Raw genomic sequence first — 22,843 nt, forward strand, 5'->3', positions numbered from 1 at the left:
CGTTTTAATACCATTCAGGAATATAGCTCAGCACTACCTATCCGAACCGGGACACTGGGTATCGGCTCATAAGCTAATTCCTAAATGGTATTTGTTAGCCTTTTTTTAGATCGATTAGCGTTTAAGCATCCCGAAAACGTCAATCCCTATCGAATTTGCGACCCTATGATGGCCAAGCGCGCACTATCCAGTCAATTTGTTACAGTTTGTGTATCGGTATTATTTTCTTTTAGCGCTCACGCGGCGACCTCACGGTCGGTTATCAAACCGGTATCGACCCCAGCAAAGTCCCCCAGGCAGATGGACTGTACGAGAAAACCATCGGCCAGAAAATTGACTGGAGTCGTTTCAATAGCGGCCCGGAAGTGGTTACAGCCATTGCTTCCGGCGACGTGCAGATCGGCAACCGCGGCTCAGCCCGTTGGCCGCCGCCGCTCAGGCTGGCCAATGGGGCCGTATGTCAGCGCAAAGTTTGTCACTGAGTGATGATCGTTCCCACGCTCTGCGTAGGAATGCAGCCCGGGACGCTCCGCGTCCCACAGCCGAACGCGGAGCGTCCGTTGAGGCGTTCCTTTGCTGCGCGTGGGAGCGATCAGGTCAGAGGGTTTTTTCGAAGATCTTCGAATTACGCTGATAGTTGTATAGCGATGCCCGCGCCGACGGCAGGCGTTCGACGCTGCTCGGCACGAAACCACGCTCGCGAAACCAGTGAGCGGTCCGGGTAGTCAGTACGAACAAGGTTTTCAACCCTTGCGCCCGGGCGCGGGTTTCTATGCGCTCCAGCAGCTCATCACCACGACCGCCATGGCGGTATTCCGGGTTCACCGCCAGACAGGCCAACTCCCCCGCATCCGAATCAGCAATCTGATACAGCGCTGCACACGCGATGATCATGCCTTCGCGTTCGACCACACTGAACTGCTCGATCTCACGCTCCAGCACCTCACGGGAACGCCGCACCAGAATGCCCTGCTCTTCCAGCGGGCTGATCAAATCCAGCAAGCCGCCGACGTCTTCGATGGCCGCTTCGCGAACAATCTCGAATTGCTCCTGGGCCACCAGCGTACCGCCACCGTCACGGGTGAACAGTTCGGTCAGCAGCGCGCCGTCTTCGGCGTAGCTGACGATATGACTGCGCGCCACACCACCGCGGCAGGCCTCAGCGGCCGCATCCAACAGCTCAGCCTGATAGTTGCTGCCCAGGCGCTGCAGATGCGCCGGCACTTGTTGCGGACGCAACTCACGAACCAGCCGACCGTTTTCATCGATCAACCCCAGGTCGGCGCCGAACAACAGCAGCTTGTCCGCCCCAAGATCGATGGCCGCGCGAGTGGCGACGTCTTCGCAGGCGAGGTTGAAAATCTCACCGGTCGGCGAATAACCCAGTGGCGACAACAGCACGATGGAGCGTTCATCCAGCAGACGATTGATGCCCTTGCGGTCGACCCGACGAACTTCGCCGGTGTGGTGATAGTCGACGCCTTCGAGCACGCCGATCGGCCGCGCCGTCACCAGATTGCCGCCGGCCACCCGCAGACGCGAGCCCTGCATCGGCGATGAAGCCATGTCCATGGACAGTCGCGCTTCGATGGCGATGCGCAGCTGGCCGACCGCATCAATCACGCACTCAAGGGTCGCGGCATCGGTGATGCGCATCCCATGGTGGTAATGCGGGGTCAGGCCGCGCGCAGTGAGGCGGGTTTCAATTTGCGGACGGGAACCGTGAACCAGCACCAGTCGCACGCCCAGGCTGTGCAACAGCACCAGGTCATGGACGATATTGCCGAAGTTCGGGTGCTCCACGCCGTCGCCGGGCAGCATGACGACAAAGGTGCAATCACGGTGGGCGTTGATGTAAGGCGAAGCATGACGAAGCCAATTAACGTAGTCGGGCATGAACCTGGGCCTGTAATAAATAGCAGCCAAAAAATGGGCGAAACTGAAAACGCACAGCGGGCTGATGGTTATCGTCGGAACAGGCTTGGCGACACGCGCGCTCTCCTCATGAATACGGGTTGGGATGCTGGCAATTTATACGGCTTGGGCCGGTGTGAGGCAGTAATGTTCAATCAGTTGTCGTAATAGATGCACGGTAGGCTGCAAACGTGACATTTCGAGGTATTCCCCCGGTTGGTGCGCGCAGGCGATATCGCCAGGGCCCAGCACCAGTGTTTCGCAGCCAAGACGCTGAAGATAAGGCGCTTCGGTGCCGAACGCCACTGCTTCGGCGCGATGGCCGGTGAGCTTTTCCGCGACACGGATCAATTCGGCGTCCTCGGCTTGCTCGAACGGCGGCACTTCGGGGAACAGCGGCGCGTAATCGATCTTCACCTGATGCCTCTCGGCAATGGGCTTGAGCTTCTGCAGAATCTGCGCGCGCAGAACATTGGGGTCCATGCCTGGCAACGGGCGCAGATCAAACTCCAGCGAACACTGCCCGCAAATACGATTGGGGTTATCGCCACCATGGATGCAGCCGAAATTCAGGGTCGGCGTCGGTACACCGAACTGCGGATTGCGATATTCGCGCTGCCACAGCAGACGCAAACCACGCAGTTCGCCGATGGCATCGTGCATGGCTTCGAGTGCGCTGTGGCCAAGGCGCGGATCAGAGGAGTGGCCGCTCTGACCGAGAATATCGATGCGCTCCATCATGATGCCTTTGTGCATGCGGATCGGCTTTAGCCCGGTCGGCTCGCCGATCACGGCGGCACGGCCCAGTGGCCGCCCGGCTTCAGCCAGTGCGCGAGCGCCGGACATCGAGCTTTCTTCATCGCAGGTAGCGAGAATCAGCAGCGGTTGTTTGAACGGTTGGTCGAGCAGAGGAATGACGGCTTCGATGGCCAGGGCGAAAAAACCCTTCATGTCGCAACTGCCCAGCCCGATCCAGCGGCCATCGACTTCGGTCAGCTTCAGCGGATCGGTCTGCCACAGCGCGCCGTCAAACGGCACAGTGTCACTGTGACCGGCCAACACCAGGCCTCCGGGGCCAGAACCGAAACTGGCCAGCAGGTTGAATTTGCCGGGGCTGACCTGCTGGATGTCGCAGGTAAAACCCAGATCGCCGAGCCACGTCGCCAGCAGATCAATCACTGGACGGTTCGATTGATCGAGGCTGGCCTGCGTACAGCTGACGGACGGCGTAGCGATCAGCGCAGCGAACTGATCTTTCATGGACGGCAAAGGCATCGCTGACTCCAACTCCCGAATTGAAGTCCATCATAGAACCATCCGGCGACAGGAATAAACCGTCGCGGCACGTAGGACGGATGAGTCCTGTACACTGCACGACCTTGGCAGCCACACATTCCCCCCGGCTGCGCTCCCGATCCTGGATTTTCCGGCCATGCAGAAAGAAACCGAAATCAAACTCCGCGTCAGCCGCGAAACCCTCGCCGCGCTGCGCGAGCACCCGCTCCTGAAAAAACGCAACAAAAGTGGCTGGGAACGCCGTGAGTTGATGAACCAGTACTTCGACACGCCTGAGCGCGACCTGGCCCGCGCCAAGGTTGCCCTGCGCCTGCGCCGCGATGGCGAAGAAGTGATTCAAACCCTCAAGACCCGTGGCCAGAGCGTCGCCGGTCTGTCGGTGCGTAACGAATACGACTGGAACCTGCCCAAAGCCAAGCTCGACGTGAAGAAACTCGACGGCGAATGCTGGCCCGAAGAACTCGCCGAGTTGGACAAGAAAACCCTGAAGGCGATCTTCACCACCGATTTCGTCCGCGAACGCGCTGAAATCGCTTGGGGCCGTGGCAAGACCAAAGTGGTCATCGAAGCCGCGCTGGACCTCGGCCATGTTGTGGTCGGCAAGCAGAAAGAAGAAATCTGCGAACTGGAACTGGAACTGCGCGAAGGCGAGCCGGCCGCTTTGTTGGAACTGGCCGCCGAACTGGCCGCGACCCTGGCCCTGATGCCATGTGACATCAGCAAGGCCGAACGCGGTTATCGCTTGTACGACGCCAACAGCTATTCGTTGAGCCTGCCGGCGCCGCAGATCACCGCTGAAACGCCGCTGGACGACGCTTTCGCCGCGCTGAGCTGGCACTTGCTGAGCAGCAGCCAGCGTCTGGCCGAGCAGTATCGCTTCAACGGCCACTGGCGCCTGCTGCAGGACTGGGTCGAAAACCTGGCTGAATTGCGCGCGCTGCTCAGCAGCCTGGGTCAAGCCGCACCGCGTCAGTCGACGCACGATCTGCGCGTCGCGCTGGATGCCTTGCTCGAAGACTGGCGTCCGCTGGTTCAAGCCGGTGTCGATGACGAAGACGTGCGCAAAGCCGCGCCGGAGCAGTTCCTCGAAGAACTCGAAGACCCGCGCTGGGGCCTGTTCTCCTTGAACACTTCGCGCTGGTTGCTCGCCCGCACCTGGGCGGCCGATCGCAACGTCCGGGGCAATCGCCAAGGCGCTGCGCAACTGGGCAGCTGGCTGCCGCGCCTGCTGGGCGAAGAAGCGACGTCCCTGCAATTGCAGCGTTACCAGCAACAGCCGGAAGACCTGGCCGAGCAACTGCCGCGCATCGAGCGCATTCAGGCCTGGCTGCATCACGCCCGCAACGTGCTGGACATACCGGAAATGGATCGCCTGTATGGTGAGCTGAAACAGCTTGCTCTGCTCGCTAACGAGCCGATCACCGATGAATCGCTGGATGCGCGCAAGCAGCAGGCGATTGCGGTGTATCAGAATCGTGCCTGGAAGATGCTGCTGCGTATGTAATCTTGTGATGATCGTTCCCACGCTCCCGCGTGGGAATGCAGCCGGTGACGCTCCGCGTCACCTGGACGCGGAGCGTCCCTTGAGGCATTACCACGCAGAGCGTGGGAACGATCACGCAAAACGTCAGACCGGCAAACTCGTCGTGGACTTTATTTCGGATAAAGCCACGATCGAGTTCACCTCCTGAATCCCCGGCACCATCGACAGTTTCTCGAAGAAGAAGCGCTCATACGCTTCGATGTCCGCCGTGACGATGCGCAGCAAGAAATCCACCGACCCCATCAGCACATAACACTCCAGCACTTCGGGAAAACCGCGAATCGCCTCGGTGAACTCGGTGAAGTTCGAACGCCCGTGAGCGTTGAGTTTGATTTCAGCAAAGATCTGCGTGTTCAGGCCGATTTTCTTCCGGTCGAGCAAGGTCACCTGCCCGCGAATGATCCCCTCTTCCTTCATCCGCTGAATCCGTCGCCAGCACGGCGACTGCGAGAGTCCCACCTGTTCAGCGATCTGCGCACTGGAGAGTGAAGCGTCCTCTTGCAGCAACGCGAGAATCTTGCGGTCGTAGCCATCCAGCTCGCTATGCATAAAAAAACCTTTAATCGATAACTTTACGAATCAAGCAATTCAAATAACTGCCAATAATCCCAATCATAGATAAGAAATGCCGGGCACCTAATGTAAAAATTCCTCCAGTGATTTTGGAGTCCGACCATGCCGCATCTAGAAGCCGTGAACACCCCGCACACCCGCGCCGATGTCTGGAACGTCAGTAACGTCCACTGCCGCGTTCACTATCAATTGCTGGCCGAGGCCGAACCGGATCTGCTGTGCCGGGCACTCAACCTGTTCGCCTTACAGTGCCTGACACCGGTACAGGTCAACGTGCAGCGTATGGACGATCTGCTGTCGATCGACATCGTGATGGACGGTCTGAGCTGGCACCGCGCCCAAGTAATCGCGGAGAAATTACGTAACCTGATCAGCGTCTGTTCGGTTGACCTGCAAGCGACTGATTGCGCTTGGGATGAACCGGTTCAGGCGGCAGGCTGAAAAAACTCGACACGGCTTCGTCGGGTAGTGGCCCAACGGTCTGCGGGTCCGCGACTATCCTTTGCGAACTGTTGTTCATGAGGAGCCCGCATGTCCGTTCAACTTGCCATTCAGGACCGCTGGCTGGATCTCAATGATTTGCTGCGTGAACTGGTCGCCCAAGGCTTTATCAGCCAGGACTCGGCCGAACACGCGCTCAATGCTCGACGACGTCACGCCGCCAGTGGCCAGATGCACCCACTGGAATTCATCGCCAGCCAACACCTGGACGACCTCAGTCGTCCGGGTAAAAACCTCGATCTGGAATGCCTGACGCTTTGGCTGTCGCAGCAGGCCGGCCAGCCTTATCTGCGTATCGATCCGCTGAAAATCAACGTTGCGGCGATTACGCCGCTGATGTCCTACGCCTTCGCCCAGCGCCACAAGATTCTTGCGATCTCCATCGACCGCGACGCGGTGACCGTGGCCAGCGCCCAGCCCTACGTCACCGGCTGGGAAGCCGACCTGACCCACGTGCTGAAACTGCCGATCAAGCGTGTGGTGGCCAACCCGGTCGACATCCAGCGCTTCAGCGTGGAGTTCTTCCGCCTGGCCAAATCCGTCAGCGGCGCGATCAACACCGATCAGCAGATGAACACCCTGGGCAACTTCGAGCAGCTACTGAACCTCGGTGCCAGCGACCAGGAACCAGACGCGAATGACGCCCATATCGTCAACATCGTCGATTGGTTGTTCCAGTACGCGTTCCAGCAACGCGCCAGCGACATCCACATCGAACCCCGGCGCGAGCAAGGCACGGTGCGTTTTCGCATCGACGGCGTGCTGCACAACGTCTATCAATTTCCGCCACAAGTGACGATGGCCATTGTCAGCCGCCTGAAAAGCCTCGGACGAATGAACGTCGCGGAAAAACGCAAACCCCAGGACGGACGGGTCAAGACCAAAACCCCGGACGGTGGCGAAGTCGAGCTGCGGCTATCGACATTGCCTACCGCATTCGGCGAAAAAATGGTCATGCGGATCTTCGACCCTGAGGTACTGCTCAAGAACTTTGACCAGCTGGGATTCTCCGCCGATGACTTGCGCCGCTGGCAGGACATGACTAGCCAGCCCAACGGCATCATTTTGGTCACCGGGCCGACCGGTTCCGGTAAAACCACCACGCTTTACACCACGCTAAAGAAACTGGCGACGTCAGAGGTCAACCTCTGCACCATCGAAGACCCAATCGAAATGGTCGAGCCGGCGTTCAATCAGATGCAGGTCCAACACAACATCGACCTGACCTTCGCCGCCGGAGTGCGCGCGCTGATGCGACAGGATCCAGACATCATCATGATCGGCGAGATCCGTGACCTCGAAACCGCAGAAATGGCGATCCAGGCCGCGCTCACTGGCCACTTGGTGCTGTCGACGCTGCACACCAACGATGCACCGAGCGCGATCAGCCGCTTGCTGGAACTGGGCGTGCCGCATTACCTGATCAAAGCCACGGTGCTCGGCGTCATGGCCCAGCGCCTGGTCCGCACCTTGTGCCCGCACTGCAAGGCGCCGCTGACGCTGGGTGAAGAAGACTGGCAAACCTTGACCCGCCCTTGGCAGGCACCATTGCCAAACAACGCACATCGCGCCATTGGTTGCCTGGAATGCCGCGATACCGGTTACCGCGGCCGCGCCGGGGTCTACGAAATCATGCAGCTGACGGACGGCGTCAAAGCGCTCATCAACCCCGACACCGATTTGCTGGCGGTGCGGCGTCAGGCGTTCAAGGAAGGCATGCGCAGTTTGCGGTTGTCAGGGGCGCAAAAAGTGGCGGCCGGTTTAACGACCATTGAGGAAGTATTGCGGGTGACGCCGCAGAGTGAGCAGAAATAGCCGCGCTACCCGTCGGCCAGGCCCCATCCGGTATTGGGTTTTGACCCATAGCACTGCACCGTCCGGACTGCGCTGCAGGACCCCTGGCTGCACCCCATGTGGGTCAAATGGGCAAACAAATTTGCCTCCTGATAATTTGCTGGTTGAACCGGCTGAGCCGTTACGGAACTCGACTGGGTGATTGGCAATCCAAGGCCGTAGATAACCCAGTGGAGTCACCCCTTATGCGTCTCAAACTTGCTGTCGCTACCATCGCCCTGTTGTCCCTTCCCGTCGGTTCGGCGATGGCCGATAGCTTTTGGCGTAACGTCATCTCGTCCGGTGCGACCACCGGCTCGACCTACCTGACCTTCAAGGATCACAAGCTGATCGTTGCCGCCCAGGACGACGCCGGCAGTTTTGTTGCCAGTGACGGCGGCATTCGTGGGCCATACCTGGAAGCCGCGATGCAGAAAGTCCGCGCCGACAACCCTGGCCTGCAGGCCACGGACATGGAACTGGCGAATGCGATCCTGGCGAAGAATGCCGTTGCTTCCGAGTAAGCTTTTCAGCTGAACAAAAATGCCGCTCTATATGAGCGGCATTTTTATGCCCAAACACAAACTATTAGCGATAATCGTCCACCGGGACGCAAGCGCAAAACAAATTGCGGTCACCGTAAACGTTATCGACACGGTTCACCACCGGCCAATATTTATGCGCCTTGGTATGAGCATCCGGCGTCACCGCCTGCTCGATGGTGTAAGGCCGTTCCCACACCCCGGTGATGTCCGCCAGGGTATGCGGCGAACGTTTCAGCGGGTTGTCATCGGCTGGCCAATTGCCGTTCTGCACCTCGGTGATTTCCGCGCGGATACTCAGCATCGCTCCAATAAACCGGTCCAGCTCTGCCTTCGACTCACTTTCGGTCGGTTCAACCATTAACGTCCCCGGCACCGGAAATGACATGGTCGGCGCATGGAAGCCATAGTCCATCAACCGCTTGGCGACGTCTTCCTCGCTGATCCCGGTCAGCGCCTTGAGCGGCCGCAGGTCAAGAATGCATTCGTGAGCCACCCGTTCATTACGCCCGGTATAGAGCACCGGAAATGCACCGGACAGATGCTGCGCCAGGTAATTCGCGGCAAGAATCGCCACCTCGCTGGCATCCGCCAATTGCGGCCCCATCATCGCGATGTACATCCAGCTGATCGGCAAAATACTCGCGCTGCCCCAAGGCGCTGCGCTGACCGCTCCGTTCTGCGGCAGTGGTCCTTCAATCGGCACCACCGGGTGATTGGCCACGAACGGCGCCAAATGCGCCCGTACCCCAATCGGCCCCATGCCCGGCCCGCCGCCGCCATGTGGAATGCAGAAGGTCTTGTGCAAGTTCATGTGGGACACGTCGGCGCCAATGTCCGCCGGCCGCGCCAACCCGACCTGGGCGTTGAGATTGGCGCCGTCCATGTACACCTGGCCACCGTGACTGTGGATAACTTCGCAGATTTCGCTGATGCCTTCCTCGTATACGCCGTGGGTCGAAGGATACGTTGCCATCAGGCAGGCAAGTTTGTCGCCCGCCTCGGCGGCTTTGCCTTTGAGGTCATCCAGATCAACGTTGCCCGCCTCGTCGCACTCGACGATCACCACCCGCATCCCGGCCATTTGCGCCGAGGCCGGGTTGGTGCCGTGGGCCGAGGACGGGATCAGGCAAATATCCCGCGCGCCCTCATGACGGCTCTCATGGTATTTGCGGATCGCCAGCAACCCGGCGTACTCGCCTTGGGCGCCGGAGTTGGGTTGCATACAGATCGCGTCGAAACCGGTAATCGCGCAGAGCCAGCGCTCCAGTTCTTCGATCATCAGTGAATAACCGACCGCCTGCTCTTTCGGCGCAAACGGGTGCAGGTTGGCGAACTGCGGCCAGGTGATGGGAATCATCTCGCTGGTGGCATTGAGCTTCATGGTGCAGGAGCCCAGCGGGATCATCGATTGATTGAGGGCCAGGTCCTTGTTCTCCAGCTGCTTGAGGTAACGCAACATTTCGGTTTCGCTGTGATGGGCGCTGAACACCGGGTGACGCAGATAAGGCGAGGTACGCAGCAGGCCTGCGGGAATGCCGCAAGCAAGGGCTTCAGCGTCCAGTTCGTCGACGTTGAGCCCGTGATCGGAACCGAGGAACACATCAAACAACTTCGCGACGGTGGATTCGTCAGAGGTTTCGTCGAGGCTCAGCCCCAACTGCCCACGCCCAAGAATGCGCAAATTGATCTGTGCGGCCTGAGCGCTTTCGATAACTGCCGTCTGAGTACCACCGACTTCCAGTGTCAGCGTGTCGAAAAAGTGTTGGTTGAGGCGGGTGATGCCGTGGCGCTCAAGGCCGGCGGCGAGAATGCTGGTCAGCCGATGGACGCGCTGGGCAATGCGTTTGAGCCCTTCCGGACCGTGGTAGACCGCATAGAAACTGGCGATGTTGGCCAGCAGCACCTGAGCGGTGCAAATGTTCGAGTTAGCCTTCTCCCGGCGGATATGTTGCTCGCGGGTTTGCAGGGCCATGCGCAAGGCGACATTGCCGCGGGCATCTTTGGACACGCCGATGATCCGGCCGGGAATCGCCCGTTTGTACTCATCGCGACTGGCAAAAAACGCTGCGTGAGGCCCGCCGTACCCCATGGGCACGCCGAAACGCTGGGAGGAACCGAACACCACGTCGGCGCCCAACTCCCCCGGTGGCGTCAGTAACAGCAGACTCAGCAGGTCGGTTGCGACACACGCCAAGGCTTGCTGAGCATGCAGATGATCGATCAACGGACGAAGATCGCGGATCTCGCCGTGGGTATCCGGATATTGCAGGAGCGCGCCGAACACCTGGTGCTGTTTCAAGTTATCCACAGCGTCGATGATGAGCTCGAAGCCGAACCCTTCTGCTCGGGTCTGCACCACGGAAATGGTCTGCGGATGACAGTTTTCGTCGACGAAGAACAGATTGCTTCTGGACTTGGCGACACGCTTGGCCAGTGCCATGGCTTCCGCCGCCGCCGTGGCTTCATCCAGCAACGAGGCGTTGGCCAGTTCCAGGCCGGTAAGGTCGATGGTCAATTGCTGAAAATTCAGCAGCGCTTCGAGCCGGCCCTGGGCGATCTCTGGTTGATACGGCGTGTACGCGGTGTACCAACCGGGATTTTCCAGCACGTTGCGCGCAATGACAGTCGGCGTGAGCGTGCCGTGGTAGCCCATGCCGATCAGGCTGGTCCAGACCTGGTTTTGCTCAGCGTACCCACGCAGTTTGGCCAGCGCGGCTTCTTCGTCGAGGGCGGGTGGCAGGTCGAGCGGCCTGTTCAGGCGGATTCCCGGCGGCACCGTCTGCTCGATCAACTCGACCCGGCTGCCGAGGCCGAGGCTGTCGAGCATCGCCTGTTGCTCGGCGGCATCGGGCCCGAGGTGGCGGCGAAGGAAGGCATTGGGGTCGCGTAACTGGCTCAAGGACGGCAATTGGGACATGACGGGCTCTCTCTTGACTGGCGCTCAACGTCGATGCAACACGGTCAAACCAGCATAGCAGTCGATGCCGGGGAGTCCTGAGCGGACGTAAAAAAGCCCCGACGGGTCGGGGCTTTGGGGGTGACGCGGATCGCTTAGTCGCCGATGGCGGCCTTGTAGCCAGCTGCATCGAGCAGCTTGTCCAGATCAGCCGTGTTGCTTGGCTTGAGCTTGAAAATCCAAGCCCCGTATGGGTCGGTGTTGAGCAATTCCGGCGAAGCGCCCAAGTCTTCGTTGATTGCAATCACTTCACCGGCAACCGGGGAGTAGATATCCGAAGCCGCTTTGACCGACTCCACCACGCCAGCTTGTTCTTCGGCAGCAAATACTTTGCCGACTTCGGTCAACTCAACGAACACCACATCGCCCAAGGCTTCCTGAGCGTGATCGCTGATGCCCACGGTGACGGTGCCATCGGCTTCGAGACGGGCCCATTCGTGACTTTCGGCAAAACGCAGGTCGGCAGGAATATCGCTCATGTTCTGTGTCCTCAAGAGAATTGTCAGCGGTCGTTGCCCGCCAGAAAAGATTAGATCAAGGTTTTGCCATGGCGTACGAAGGTCGGTTTGACCACTCGGACCGGGTACCATTTGCCACGGATTTCCACTTCTGCGCGGTCGGCTGTCGCCATCGGCACGCGCGCCAGTGCTATCGATTTGCTAAGCGTAGGAGAGAAACTACCACTGGTGATCTCCCCTTCGCCAACATTGGCGATGCGGACCACTTGATGAGCGCGCAAAACCCCACGCTCCTCAAGGACCAGCCCGACCAGTTTGTGCTGTACGCCACCCGCCCGTTCGGCTTCCAGTGCACTGCGACCAATGAACTGGCGCGTCGACGGTTCCCAGGCAATGCTCCAGGCCATGTTGGAGGCCAGCGGTGAAACGTCCTGGTGAATGTCCTGACCGTAGAGGTTCATGCCGGCTTCGACCCGCAGAGTATCGCGCGCCCCGAGGCCGATCGGCGAGATGCCCGCGCCCACCAGATCGTTGAAGAATCCCGGCGCTTGATTGGCCGGCAGAACAATTTCCAGGCCATCTTCGCCGGTGTAACCCGTGCGCGCGATGAACCAGTCACCATCGGGCTGGCCTTCGAAGGGCTTGAGCATCTGAATCAGGTTGCCGCGGGCCTGGGTCACCAATTCGGAGATTTTGTTCCGGGCCTGAGGCCCTTGAATGGCCAGCATCGCCAACTCGGAGCGCTCGTTGAGCTGCACATCGAAACCATCGAGATGGGCCTGCATCCAGGCGAGGTCCTGGTTGCGGGTGGAGGCGTTGACCACCAGCCGATAACCGTCCTCGAGACGGTAGACGATCATGTCGTCGACGATGCCGCCGCGCTCGTTGAGCATCGTGCTGTACAAGGCACGGCCAGGGCTGTGCAGACGTTCGACGTCATTGGCCAGCAAATGCTGGAGCCAAGGTTTGGCCTCAGGGCCGCTGACATCGATCACGGTCATGTGGGATACATCGAATACCCCGCAATCGCGGCGCACCTGATGGTGTTCCTCGACCTGCGAGCCGTAATGCAAAGGCATATCCCAACCGCCAAAATCGACCATCTTCGCGCCGAGGGCGAGATGAAGGTCATACAGAGGCGTACGCTGTCCCATGGGTTTCTCCTTCCGGGCGTGGCGAGGGTGCGGGCAGGTGCTGCACGGGGTGAAAGCCTTGAAATATATGGCTTTCAGCCGATTTCAGCTACCTGGTCTGTAGGACAGACCGCACCGAATGCCGCGCATTGTAGCCTCAAGGTGTAGGACTGGCACCTAGGCGTTTCGATGCGCCGAACGTCGAATCAATCCGATGACCGGTAACAGCCCGACCAAAACCAGGGTCAGGGCCGGCAACGAGGCCCTCGCCCACTCACCTTCGCTGGTCATCTCGAAGATCCGCACTGCCAGCGTGTCCCAGCCAAACGGGCGCATCAGCAGGGTCGCGGGCATTTCCTTGAGCACATCGACGAACACCAGCAACCCAGCGCTCAACGTTCCCGGGAGCAATAACGGCAGATACACTTTGAAAAACAGTCGTGGCCCACTGACGCCAAGGCTACGTGCTGCTTCGGGCAAAGAGGGCCGTATTCGCGCCAGACTGCTTTCCAGCGGCCCATACGCCACCGCGATGAAACGCACCAGATAGGCCAGCAATAACGCCGACAGACTGCCCAGCAGCAATGGCTTGCCGGCGCCCCCCAACCAACCCGATAACGGAATCACCAATTCGCGGTCCAGGTAACTGAACGCCAGCATGATCGACACCGCCAGCACCGAACTCGGCAAGGCGTAACCGAGATTGGCCAGACTGACACCAGAACGAATCGCCCGAGTCGGCGCCAGGCGTCGGGCAAACGCCAGCACCAAAGCAACACTGACGGTGATCAGCGCGGCCATGCCGCCCAGGTACAACGTATGGACGATTAGCCCCGCGTAACGCTCATCCAGGTCGAAGCGCCCGCGTTGCCAGAACCACACCATCAGTTGCAGCATCGGAATGACGAAGGCACACGCGAACACCAGAGCGCACCAACTCATCGCTGCCAGCGCTTTGAAACCGCGCAGGTGATACAGCGCCTTGACCCGAGGTCGTTCGTTACTCGCCCGGTTGGCCCCGCGAGCACGACGCTCGCCGTACAGCACGACCATCACCACCAGCAGCAACAGGCTGGCCAGTTGCGCGGCGGTGGAGAGGCTGAAAAATCCGTACCACGTCTTGTAGATGGCGGTCGTGAACGTGTCGAAGTTGAACACCGACACCGCGCCGAAATCCGCCAGGGTTTCCATCAGCGCAAGCGCCACGCCAGCACCGATGGCCGGGCGCGCCATGGGCAACGCGACTCGCCAGAACGCCTGCCACGGGGATTGCCCCAAGACTCGCGCCGCTTCCATCAAGCCTTTGCCTTGAGCCAGGAACGCGGTTCGCGCCAACAGGTAAACGTAGGGATAGAAGACCAGCACCAGGACCAGAATCACCCCGCCGGAGGAGCGCACCCGTGGCAACCTCAAACCCGTGCCGAACCATTCGCGCATCAACGTTTGAACGGGGCCGGCGAAATCCAGGAGGCCGACGAAAACGAATGCCAGCACGTAGGCGGGAATGGCGAATGGCAGCATCAGCGCCCAGTCCAGCCAACGCCGACCGGGGAATTCACAGAGGCTGGTCAGCCAGGCCAGGCTCACGCCCAGGACCGTCACGCCGATACCGACGCCGAGCACCAACGTCAGCGTGTTGCCGAGCAGGCGCGGCATCTGGGTGTCCCAGAGGTGGGACCAGATTTGATGATCGATGGTTTGCCATGACAACAGCAAAACGCTAAGTGGCAGCAGGACCAGCGCGGCGATGGCGAAGACCAGGGGGTACCAGCGGCGTTGGGCGGGGTGGGCCAAGGAAGGTCTCTCGCAAGCAAATCGTGGAGTGTAGGAAAAATGCAAAAAGATCGCAGCCTCCGGCAGCTCCTACGTTGGGTGGTTTACACCCTGCAGGAGCTGCCGAAGGCTGCGATCTTTCGCTCTTACAAGCCGCAGACTCAGTTCCAGCCAGCGCGGTCCATCAACCGTATGGCTTCGGCCTGGCGTTTACCCGCCACTTCCACCGGCAAGGTGTCAGCCTTGAACTTGCCCCACGCCGCCACTTCCTTGGAAGGTTCCACTTTCGAGTTGGCCGGGAACTCCTGGTTGACGTCGGCGAAGATGCTCTGCGCTTCAGGCGTGGTCATCCACTCCACCAGTTTCTTCGCGGCTTCCGGGTGCGGGGCATGCTTGGTCAGGCCGATGCCTGAGAGGTTGATGTGCACGCCACGGTCGGCCTGGTTCGGCCAGAACAGCTTGACCTTCAGGTCCGGCTTCTGCTGGTGCAGGCGGCCGTAGTAATAAGTGTTAATGATGCCGACGTCGCATTGCCCGGCGTTGATCGCCTCAAGCAGCGCGGTGTCGTCGGAGAACACGTCAGTGGACAGATTCTTGACCCAGCCCTTGATGATTTCTTCGGTTTTTTCCGCGCCGTGGGTTTCGATCAGGGTGGCGGTCAGGGACTGGTTGTAGACCTTCTTCGAGGTGCGCAGGCAAAGACGACCTTCCCACTCCTTGCCAGCCAGGGCTTCGTAAGTGGTCAGTTCGCCGGCTTTGACCCGGTCAGTGGAGTAGGCAATGGTCCGCGCCCGCAGGCTCAAGCCGGTCCAGGCGTGGGACGCGGCACGGTATTGAGGCGCAATGTTGGCGTCGATGGTTTTCGAGGTGAAGGGTTGCAGGATTCCCATCTGCTCAGCTTGCCAGAGGTTACCCGCGTCGACGGTCAGCAGCAGGTCGGCGGTGGCATTCTCGCCCTCGGCCTTGATCCGCTGCATCAGCGGCGCTTCCTTGTCGGTGATGAACTTCACCTGCACACCGGTTTTCGCCGTGTAGGCATCGAACACCGGCTTGATCAGTTCATCGATACGCGAGGAGTAAACCACCACCTCGTCGGCGGCCTGGGCGACAGTGCTGCCAATCAGGGTCAGGGCGAGTGCAGTCAGTAGACGCTTCGGTGCCAACATAGGAGCGATCTCTCGATTGGGAAATTGAGACCAAATGATAAGGACTCACATTTACGTTCTCAATCAATCAGTTTGCGGAGGCGTTACCAGATGTTGCACGGTTTGGAATTTGTGGTGAATGTACCGACGCCTTCGCGGGCAAGCCCGCTCCCACCGTTTCTGTGTCGTTCAGGGATATCACAATCGACTCAATCCCTGTGGGAGCGGGCTTGCCCGCGAAGAGGCCATCAGCCCCAACGAAGATCTCAGGCCTTGGCCAACGCAGGCAAATCCCCGATCAATCCCAGCGCCTCACGCACAAACAACGCCTTGGCCTCCGGCATCTGATCAACCATCTTCAACCCGGCATTACGCAGCCAGCGCACCGGCAACGGATCCGCCTGGAACAAACGTTCGAAGCCTTCCATCGCTGCCATCAACGCCAGGTTGTGAGGCATGCGCCGACGCTCGTAACGGCTGAGCACTTTCACATCTGCCAAACGCTCGCCACGCGCGGCCGCTTGCAACAGCACTTCGGCCAGCACGGCGGCATCGAGGAACCCGAGGTTCACGCCCTGCCCGGCCAATGGGTGAATGGTGTGGGCCGCGTCGCCGATCAGCGCCAGGCCTTCAGCCACGTAACGCTTGGCGTGGCGCTGACGCAGGGGCACGCACAGCCGCGGGTCGGCGCTGAGCACCGTGCCAAGTCGGCCTTCGAAGGCTCGCTCCAGCGCTGTGCAGAAACCTTGGTCGTCCAGCGCCATCAGGCGTTCGGCTTCGCTCGGGGTGGTCGACCAGACGATCGAACACCAATCCTGCTGACCATCACGTTCCAGCGGCAGAAACGCCAATGGACCGTTGTCGGTGAAACGCTGCCAGGCGGTCAGTTGATGCGGCCTGGAGCTGCGCACGCTGGTGACGATCGCATGGTGCAGATAATCCCACTCGCGAGTCGCCACACCGGTCAGCCGCCGCACTGCGGAATTGGCGCCATCCGCCGCAATCACCAGCGGTGCGCGCAGCGTGCGCCCATCGGCCAGGGTCAGCAGCCAATCGTCGCCGGAGCGACGCATTTGCTCCAGACGCGCATTGGCCAGCATTCCCAGATCACAGTCATGCAAACGGTCGAGCAAGGCATCCTGAACCACGCGGTTCTCGACGATATGCCCCAGCACTTCGGCATGCACACTGGTCGCCGAAAAATGAATGTGCCCGGTGCCGCTGCCGTCCCAGACGTGCATGTCGGTATACGGGCTGCTGCGCCGGCTGGCGATACCGTCCCAGACACCGAGGCGTTCGAGAATCCGATGGCTGGCCGTCGACAAGGCGCTCACTCGCGGCTCGAACGGCGATTGTTCGTCGAAGGGCTTAACGCTCATCGGGCTGCCGTCCAGCAACAGGACTTCCAGCCCGCTGTCCTGTAACGCCAGCGCCAAGGTGCTACCGACCATTCCGGCCCCGACAATCAGCAGATCTGCGCGCGTTTCCATGCTTTAAGCCTGTCTCGCTTGCGGCTTGAGCCGCACGTAAAGGGTTTTTCCGACAATGTACCGGTGACCGAGGTTCTTCAGCAGCATCAGCATGAAAAACGGATCGACCATCGAGTCGAGTCTTGCAGTCAGCCACTTAAGCATCGGGTCGAGTACCCAAGCCCATGGCTTGCCGGGCGAACCAGCGTTTGGCCGGCGGCAGCAGATCGAGACCGAGCAGGCCGATGTTGCGGCCCAGGGAAACCAGCGGTTGGGTGCTGCCGAACAAACGAGTGACCTGATCGGAGAAACCCACGGTCAGGTTCTGATCCAGACGCTGACGTTCGCGGTAAGCCTGCAAGGTCGCAAAATCGCCGGGAGATGTTTCGCTCGCCAGCAGCGCATCAGCCAGCGCTTGAGCATCACGCAGGGACAGGTTGAAACCCTGGCCGGCAATCGGGTGCAGGCTGTGAGCGGCGTTGCCGAGAATTGCCAGATGCGGACGCACCTGCTCTTCGGCCTCGATCAGCGTCAGCGGGTAAAGATGCCGCGCCCCCACCTGCTTCAAGGTGCCGAGGCGATAACCGAACACGCCCTGCAACTCGCTGAGGAAGCTGCGCTCATCAAGTGCCGCGAGCCGTTGCGCGTCCATGCCCAATCGAGTCCACACCAGTGCGCAGCGGTTTTCCGGCAGCGGCAACAACGCCATCGGGCCGTCATCGGTGAAACGCTCGAAGGCCATGCCGTTGTGCGCCTCGCTCGGGGTGATGTTGGCAATCAGCGCGCTCTGGTTGTACGGGCGCTTTTTGATGCCGATCCCCAGTTGTTCGCGCAGGCCGGAACGGCCGCCATCCGCGAGCACCGCAAGGTCGCATTCCAGGGTGGTTTCATCGTTGAGGGTCAGGCGATAGCCGCCGGTCATTGGCTCCATGCGCGTGACTTCCGCCGGGCAACGCCATGTGATCACGTCCTTATCCAGACCTTGCCAGAGGCATTGGCCGAGCCAGGCGTTTTCCACCACGTAACCCAGCGCCGGAACGCCCTCTTCCATCGCCGACAATCGCGCGGTGGAGAAGCGTCCACGGTCGGAGACATGAATCTGCTTGATCGGCTCGGCGCGGCGGGAGATTTCCTGCCACACGCCCAACCGCTGATAAATCTGCTTGGCGCCGTAGGACAACGCCGAAGAACGGGCGTCATAGCTCGGTTGATAGGTGTGGCCGGGGGCAAAGGGTTCGATCAACACGATCTTCCAGCCACGCGCCTTGGCCCCTGCTTGCAACGCCAACGCCAGGCTAGCGCCGACCAGACCACCACCGATGATTGCCAGATTGACTCGACTCATGCCGCTTGTGCCCGCGCAGCGGCCATCAAGCCCTCGATCTCGGCGACCGTTTTCGGCACGCCTTTGGTCAGGATTTCACAGCCGGTTTTGGTGACCACTACGTCGTCCTCGATGCGCACGCCAATGCCGCGCCATTTCTTCGCCACATTCTGGTTGTCCGGGGAAATGTAGATACCCGGTTCCACGGTCAGCGCCATGCCAACTTCCAGCACGCGCCATTCGCCGCCGACCTTGTATTCGCCGACATCATGCACATCCATACCCAGCCAGTGGCCGGCGCGGTGCATGTAAAACGCTTTATAGGCTTCGCTGGCAATCAACTCGTCGACGTCGCCTTGTAACAAGCCCAACTTCACCAGCCCGGTGGTAATGACCCGGACGGTGGCTTCGTGGGCCTGATTCCAATGTTTGTTCGGGGCGATTTCGGCAAACGCGGCTTCTTGCGACGCCAGCACCAACTCGTAGATCGCCTTCTGTTCCGCCGAATACTTGCCGTTGACCGGCCAGGTGCGGGTGATGTCGCTGGCGTAGCAATCGATCTCGCACCCGGCATCGATCAACACCAGATCGCCATCCTTGAGCACGGCGTCATTCTGCTGGTAATGCAGGATGCAGCTGTTGCGCCCCGCGGCGACGATCGAACCGTAGGCCGGCATTTTCGCCCCGCCCTTGCGGAACTCGTAATCGAGTTCGGCTTCGAGGCTGAATTCATGCAGCCCGGCCCGGCTGGCCTGCATCGCGCGGATATGCGCCTGGGCGGAAATCCGTGCGGCTTCGCGCATCACCTTCACTTCTGCCGCCGATTTATACAGGCGCATGTCGTGAAGCAGATGATCCAGGGCAACGAATTCGTTCGGCGGCTGGGCGCCAAGGTGCGCTTTAGAGCGGATCACGTTGATCCAGTCCATCAGGTGCCGGTCGAATTCCGGGTTGCTGCCCATGGCCGAATACACCCGGTCGCGGCCTTCGATCAGGCCCGGCAGGATGTCGTCGATGTCGGTGATGGGGAAGGCGTCGTCGGCGCCGAAGTCGCCAATCGCGCCTTCCTGCCCGGCGCGCAGGCCGTCCCACAACTCTCGCTCGGCGTTGCGTTCACGGCAGAACAGTATGTATTCGCCATGTAAACGCCCAGGCATCAAAACGATGACCGCCGAAGGCTCGGGAAAACCGCTGAGGTACTGGAAGTCACTGTCCTGACGGTAAATGTGCTCGACGTCGCGGTTGCGGATAGCAATGGCGGCGGCGGGCAGAATGGCGATGCTGTTGGGTACCATCTGCGCCATCAGGGCCTTGCGGCGACGGCTGTATTCTGATTTCGGGATATGAATCATGGGCAGATGGCTTTCCCTGGCTCGCGATTAATGCAACGACGGTTTGGCAGCCGCCGGCGCGTCCGGCTTCTTGGTTTCGGTGAACAGCAGCAGCGGCGCAACGCGCAGGTACTCCATCACTTCCATGTAATCGCTTTCGCCGTCGTCGGACTCTTCCAGAGCGTCTTGCACCTGCGAAATAGCCGCCAGATCCTGCAGAACTTCAGTGGCTTCGGTGCTCAGCATGCTGCTGTCACGGCAGTTCAGGCCGAAACCGCTGAGAAAGCCCTGGCACCACTGGCCCAGTGCGGCGGCGCGGTCAGCCAGTGGCTCGTCATCGGTCGGGAGCAGCAGAACGACGGTCACGTCGTCGCCGGTGAGCTCGCCCTTGACCATCTCTTGCAAGCCGATCAAAGCGTTGCGGACGTTGTCTTGCGGCTCGCCTTCGAGCAGTTCGGCGGCATCAACCAGCCAACCTTCGGCATCGAAGCCGGCACCGGCGCAACTGCGCCCGAGCAGCAAGCCATGCAGTTCGGCAGGCGAGACGTTATGACCGCTGGAAGTCAGCAGCGTGGCGAAGGCTTGGTACGGGGAATTCTGAATGGGCATGGGCAGCTAGGCGCCAGACGGCGCTATGTCTAGAATGAAGGCCTTGTATCCTACATCGACAGACTCGCCAAGACTATTAAAGGCTGTCCGCCAGCTACCACACACTAGACACAATCTCAGTGGACCCAATGGAAGACACAGACCTGCAAGCGCTGATGGCGAGACTCGAGTTGCTAATTGACCGAGTCGAGCAACTAAAGAGTCAAAACGGACTCTTATTAGCTCAGGAAAAGACCTGGCGCGAGGAACGCGCTCACCTCATTGAAAAGAACGAAATCGCTCGGCGTAAGGTCGAATCGATGATTTCGCGCCTCAAGGCCCTGGAGCAAGACTCATGAGTTCAAGCAATAGCGTTACCGTGCAGATCCTCGATAAAGAGTATTCGATCATTTGCCCCCAGGAAGAGCGCAGCAACCTGGTGAGCGCCGCCCGTTACCTGGACGGCAAGATGCGCGAAATCCGCAGCAGCGGCAAAGTCATTGGCGCCGATCGCATCGCCGTGATGGCCGCGCTGAACATCACCCACGATCTTCTGCACAAGGAAGAACGCCCGGATGTGCAGGCCAGCGGCTCGACCCGTGAGCAGGTTCGCGACCTGCTGGACCGCGTCGATCTGGTGCTCGCAACCGATCCGGACGTCACCAAGGGCTGAAACGCGAAACCGCTTGGGGTATACTCGCAACACTCCCTGGGGTGCTTGCCAGTTGACCACGTCCCTGAGCCGATTCGCACTACCCTGGAGGCTGCACGTTGGGCTGGTGTGCATGTCCGCTAGACGGAAAGCCTTAAAGCCTACTGCATCTTCCACCTTGAACTTTCGGGTTCAAGGGCTAAGTCAGCAGCGGTTCATCCGGGGAGCCTAATTGCAGTCCGATGCCGGTTTAAACACCGGCATCGGCTTTTTTACGGGTACGCTTTGTGTACTTGCCCTTCTGAAGCCCGAAATCCATGACCGAACCTGCGCTGCTGCCCCGCCCGCAACTTCGACGCATGCTGCGCAAGGCCCGCCGCGCACTGACTCCCCGTCAGCAACGCCAGGCTGCACGCGGGCTGTACAAGCAATTGGCCCAACAGCCGCTGTTTCGCCGCGCAAAACATATCGCTCTGTATCTGCCCACTGACGGTGAAATCGATCCGCGTGTTGTGCTGCGTGCCGCTCAACGTCGGGGCAAGGCGACTTATCTGCCGGTGCTCAGCGCTTGGCCACGAACCAAAATGGTGTTCCAGCGAATTCGCCCCGGTGAAAAACTGAAACCCAACCGTTTCCGTATTCTCGAACCCCGGCACAACCTTGCCCGGCAACGCAAAGTCTGGGCGCTCGATCTGGTGCTGTTGCCTTTGGTGGGATTTGACGATGTCGGCGGACGCCTGGGCATGGGCGGTGGTTTCTATGATCGAAGCCTGGCGTACCTGGCACGACGTAAAAACTGGCGCAAGCCGACGTTATTGGGGCTGGCCCATGAATGTCAGAAGGTCGAACGATTGGCTCAAGCGAGCTGGGATGTGCCGTTACAGGGAACGGTGACAGACAAGGCGTGGTATTTCGCAGGCTAGACGCCGCAGGAATCAGCGGCGTCCCAAAACAGGTTCAGCGTTTGAACGCCGACGGCTGCTGTTGCTGCGCGATTTCGATCGGAGCGTCGGTCTTGTTGTTCCACAGGCTTTGGGCATAGCCAGTGGTCACGACGCCGAGGCCGAACAAAACAACCAAAATCCATAGTAAATCCGGTTTGCGTTTCATCGATTGCCCCCCAAAGGCACATCAACACGATGACAGCAGCGGTTTCCGTTGTAGGTGTAGGCCGTGCAGCAGCGTCAAGCTTAGAAGGCCGGCATTCTGCGACAACGTGAACCGACACGCAAACGCTGGCGTCAACCGACCGTCGGTTTGTCATAAAATTGCCCGACAACTTGCCCACTCACCTCGCAAGGAGCAAAAACCATGGCCTATTGGCTGATGAAATCCGAGCCCGACGAGCTCTCGATCAAGGGCCTGGAAACGCTTGGCAAAGCGCGCTGGGACGGGGTTCGCAACTATCAGGCGCGTAATTTTCTGCGGGCCATGGCCGTGGGCGACGAGTTCTTCTTCTATCACTCCAGCTGCCCCGAACCGGGAATTGCCGGGATCGGAACGATTGTCGAAGCCGCGTATCCGGACCCGACGGCACTGGAGCCGGAGAGCGTTTACTTCGACCCGAAATCTTCACCCGAGAAAAACGCCTGGAGCGCGATAGATGTCGCTCACGTCGAGACGTTTCCCAAGGTGCTGAAGCTGGATTATCTGAAACAGCAGACGGCGCTGGCCGAGATGCCGCTGGTGCAGAAAGGCTCGCGACTGTCGGTGATGCCGGTGACGGCCGAGCAGTGGGCGGCGGTGATTGCATTAAGGCCTTGACTGATCTATTGCCTGAAAGAATGCCATCGCGAGCAAGCTCGCTCC

22 protein-coding genes, 1 other RNA gene and 1 pseudogene are annotated in these 22,843 nt (G+C 60.0%); 10 read left to right on the top strand and 14 right to left on the bottom strand.

Annotated features, from left to right (window positions below):
- Positions 1-245: 245 nt before the first annotated feature.
- A pseudogene (gene tauA, locus ACYZTR_RS27035) lies at positions 246-419 on the top strand (taurine ABC transporter substrate-binding protein); the annotation flags it as partial.
- A 178-nt stretch (positions 420-597) separates the two neighbouring features.
- Here tauA and argA read toward each other — a convergent pair.
- Together argA and argE are read right to left on the bottom strand one after the other, a co-directional pair.
- The gene (gene argA / locus ACYZTR_RS27040) at positions 598-1,896 is read right to left on the bottom strand and encodes an amino-acid N-acetyltransferase (protein ID WP_461975261.1); all 1,299 of its coding nucleotides are present in this window, start codon (positions 1,894-1,896) and stop codon (positions 598-600) included.
- A 135-nt stretch (positions 1,897-2,031) separates the two neighbouring features.
- The gene (argE, locus tag ACYZTR_RS27045; RefSeq protein WP_461975263.1) at positions 2,032-3,189 is read right to left on the bottom strand and encodes an acetylornithine deacetylase; all 1,158 of its coding nucleotides are present in this window, start codon (positions 3,187-3,189) and stop codon (positions 2,032-2,034) included.
- Positions 3,190-3,346: 157 nt separating this feature from the next.
- Here argE and ACYZTR_RS27050 point away from each other — a divergent pair, with 157 nt between their 5' ends.
- A complete protein-coding gene (locus ACYZTR_RS27050; protein ID WP_461975265.1) occupies positions 3,347-4,714 on the top strand; it encodes a CYTH domain-containing protein in 1,368 nt (455 codons plus the stop codon).
- Between the two features lie 123 nt (positions 4,715-4,837).
- Here the strand turns inward: ACYZTR_RS27050 and ACYZTR_RS27055 are convergent, their stop codons facing one another.
- On the bottom strand, positions 4,838-5,302 hold the full coding sequence (locus ACYZTR_RS27055) for an Lrp/AsnC family transcriptional regulator (protein WP_046045137.1): 465 nt from the start codon (positions 5,300-5,302) through the stop codon (positions 4,838-4,840).
- Between the two features lie 126 nt (positions 5,303-5,428).
- On the opposite strand from ACYZTR_RS27055, the gene ACYZTR_RS27060 reads away from it, so the two are divergent.
- The 3 genes from ACYZTR_RS27060 to ACYZTR_RS27070 all read left to right on the top strand — a co-directional run bounded on the left by ACYZTR_RS27060 (position 5,429) and on the right by ACYZTR_RS27070 (position 8,184).
- Positions 5,429-5,767, top strand: a complete 339-nt coding sequence (locus ACYZTR_RS27060; RefSeq protein ID WP_461975267.1) for a hypothetical protein — start codon at positions 5,429-5,431, stop codon at positions 5,765-5,767.
- A gap of 90 nt (positions 5,768-5,857) precedes the next feature.
- Entirely contained in the window at positions 5,858-7,642 is a 1,785-nt protein-coding gene (locus tag ACYZTR_RS27065) for a GspE/PulE family protein (RefSeq protein WP_461975269.1), read from the top strand.
- Positions 7,643-7,866: 224 nt separating this feature from the next.
- Positions 7,867-8,184, top strand: a complete 318-nt coding sequence (locus ACYZTR_RS27070) for a DUF2388 domain-containing protein (protein ID WP_010466645.1) — start codon at positions 7,867-7,869, stop codon at positions 8,182-8,184.
- Between the two features lie 64 nt (positions 8,185-8,248).
- Here the strand turns inward: ACYZTR_RS27070 and gcvP are convergent, their stop codons facing one another.
- From gcvP to ACYZTR_RS27120, 10 genes are all read right to left on the bottom strand, one after another.
- Entirely contained in the window at positions 8,249-11,122 is a 2,874-nt protein-coding gene (gcvP, locus tag ACYZTR_RS27075) for an aminomethyl-transferring glycine dehydrogenase (protein WP_461975271.1), read from the bottom strand.
- Positions 11,123-11,256: 134 nt separating this feature from the next.
- Entirely contained in the window at positions 11,257-11,640 is a 384-nt protein-coding gene (gene gcvH, locus ACYZTR_RS27080; RefSeq protein WP_461975273.1) for a glycine cleavage system protein GcvH, read from the bottom strand.
- 50 nt (positions 11,641-11,690) lie between these two features.
- Complete coding sequence (gene gcvT / locus ACYZTR_RS27085; RefSeq protein ID WP_461975275.1) at positions 11,691-12,773, bottom strand: glycine cleavage system aminomethyltransferase GcvT; 1,083 nt, start codon at positions 12,771-12,773, stop codon at positions 11,691-11,693.
- A gap of 156 nt (positions 12,774-12,929) precedes the next feature.
- A complete protein-coding gene (locus ACYZTR_RS27090) occupies positions 12,930-14,546 on the bottom strand; it encodes an ABC transporter permease (protein ID WP_461975277.1) in 1,617 nt (538 codons plus the stop codon).
- A 140-nt stretch (positions 14,547-14,686) separates the two neighbouring features.
- On the bottom strand, positions 14,687-15,691 hold the full coding sequence (locus tag ACYZTR_RS27095) for an extracellular solute-binding protein (RefSeq protein ID WP_461975279.1): 1,005 nt from the start codon (positions 15,689-15,691) through the stop codon (positions 14,687-14,689).
- Between the two features lie 245 nt (positions 15,692-15,936).
- Positions 15,937-17,160: a 2-octaprenyl-3-methyl-6-methoxy-1,4-benzoquinol hydroxylase gene (locus ACYZTR_RS27100; protein WP_461975281.1), complete on the bottom strand. Its 1,224-nt coding sequence runs from the start codon at positions 17,158-17,160 to the stop codon at positions 15,937-15,939.
- A 3-nt stretch (positions 17,161-17,163) separates the two neighbouring features.
- The gene (locus ACYZTR_RS27105) at positions 17,164-17,304 is read right to left on the bottom strand and encodes a hypothetical protein (protein WP_461979926.1); all 141 of its coding nucleotides are present in this window, start codon (positions 17,302-17,304) and stop codon (positions 17,164-17,166) included.
- Positions 17,297-18,484, bottom strand: a complete 1,188-nt coding sequence (gene ubiH, locus ACYZTR_RS27110; protein ID WP_449645327.1) for a 2-octaprenyl-6-methoxyphenyl hydroxylase — start codon at positions 18,482-18,484, stop codon at positions 17,297-17,299. The genes ACYZTR_RS27105 and ubiH overlap by 8 nt, the downstream gene beginning before the upstream one ends.
- A complete protein-coding gene (gene pepP, locus ACYZTR_RS27115; protein WP_461975283.1) occupies positions 18,481-19,815 on the bottom strand; it encodes a Xaa-Pro aminopeptidase in 1,335 nt (444 codons plus the stop codon). Before pepP ends, ubiH begins: the two co-directional genes overlap by 4 nt.
- 27 nt (positions 19,816-19,842) lie before the next feature.
- Positions 19,843-20,403 carry a YecA/YgfB family protein gene (locus ACYZTR_RS27120; RefSeq protein WP_449645329.1) on the bottom strand — a complete coding sequence of 187 codons (561 nt, stop codon included), beginning with the start codon at positions 20,401-20,403 and terminating at the stop codon, positions 19,843-19,845.
- A gap of 128 nt (positions 20,404-20,531) precedes the next feature.
- On the opposite strand from ACYZTR_RS27120, the gene ACYZTR_RS27125 reads away from it, so the two are divergent.
- The 4 genes from ACYZTR_RS27125 (at position 20,532) to ACYZTR_RS27140 (ending at position 21,957) form a co-directional block, all read left to right on the top strand.
- Positions 20,532-20,741, top strand: coding sequence for a TIGR02449 family protein (locus tag ACYZTR_RS27125; protein WP_003177365.1), 210 nt, complete (start codon positions 20,532-20,534; stop codon positions 20,739-20,741).
- Positions 20,738-21,055: a cell division protein ZapA gene (locus tag ACYZTR_RS27130; protein WP_007942435.1), complete on the top strand. Its 318-nt coding sequence runs from the start codon at positions 20,738-20,740 to the stop codon at positions 21,053-21,055. The genes ACYZTR_RS27125 and ACYZTR_RS27130 overlap by 4 nt, the downstream gene beginning before the upstream one ends.
- A gap of 30 nt (positions 21,056-21,085) precedes the next feature.
- A non-coding RNA gene (gene ssrS / locus ACYZTR_RS27135) (6S RNA) lies at positions 21,086-21,264 on the top strand.
- An 87-nt stretch (positions 21,265-21,351) separates the two neighbouring features.
- A complete protein-coding gene (locus ACYZTR_RS27140) occupies positions 21,352-21,957 on the top strand; it encodes a 5-formyltetrahydrofolate cyclo-ligase (RefSeq protein ID WP_461975289.1) in 606 nt (201 codons plus the stop codon).
- A gap of 34 nt (positions 21,958-21,991) precedes the next feature.
- On the opposite strand, the gene ACYZTR_RS27145 is transcribed toward ACYZTR_RS27140, so the two are convergent.
- Entirely contained in the window at positions 21,992-22,144 is a 153-nt protein-coding gene (locus ACYZTR_RS27145; protein WP_461975291.1) for a hypothetical protein, read from the bottom strand.
- Positions 22,145-22,345: 201 nt separating this feature from the next.
- Between ACYZTR_RS27145 and ACYZTR_RS27150 the strand changes: the two genes are divergently transcribed.
- Positions 22,346-22,798, top strand: a complete 453-nt coding sequence (locus tag ACYZTR_RS27150) for an EVE domain-containing protein (RefSeq protein WP_461975293.1) — start codon at positions 22,346-22,348, stop codon at positions 22,796-22,798.
- Positions 22,799-22,843 lie beyond the last annotated feature (45 nt).

Source organism: Pseudomonas sp. Hz4 (assembly GCF_054898165.1).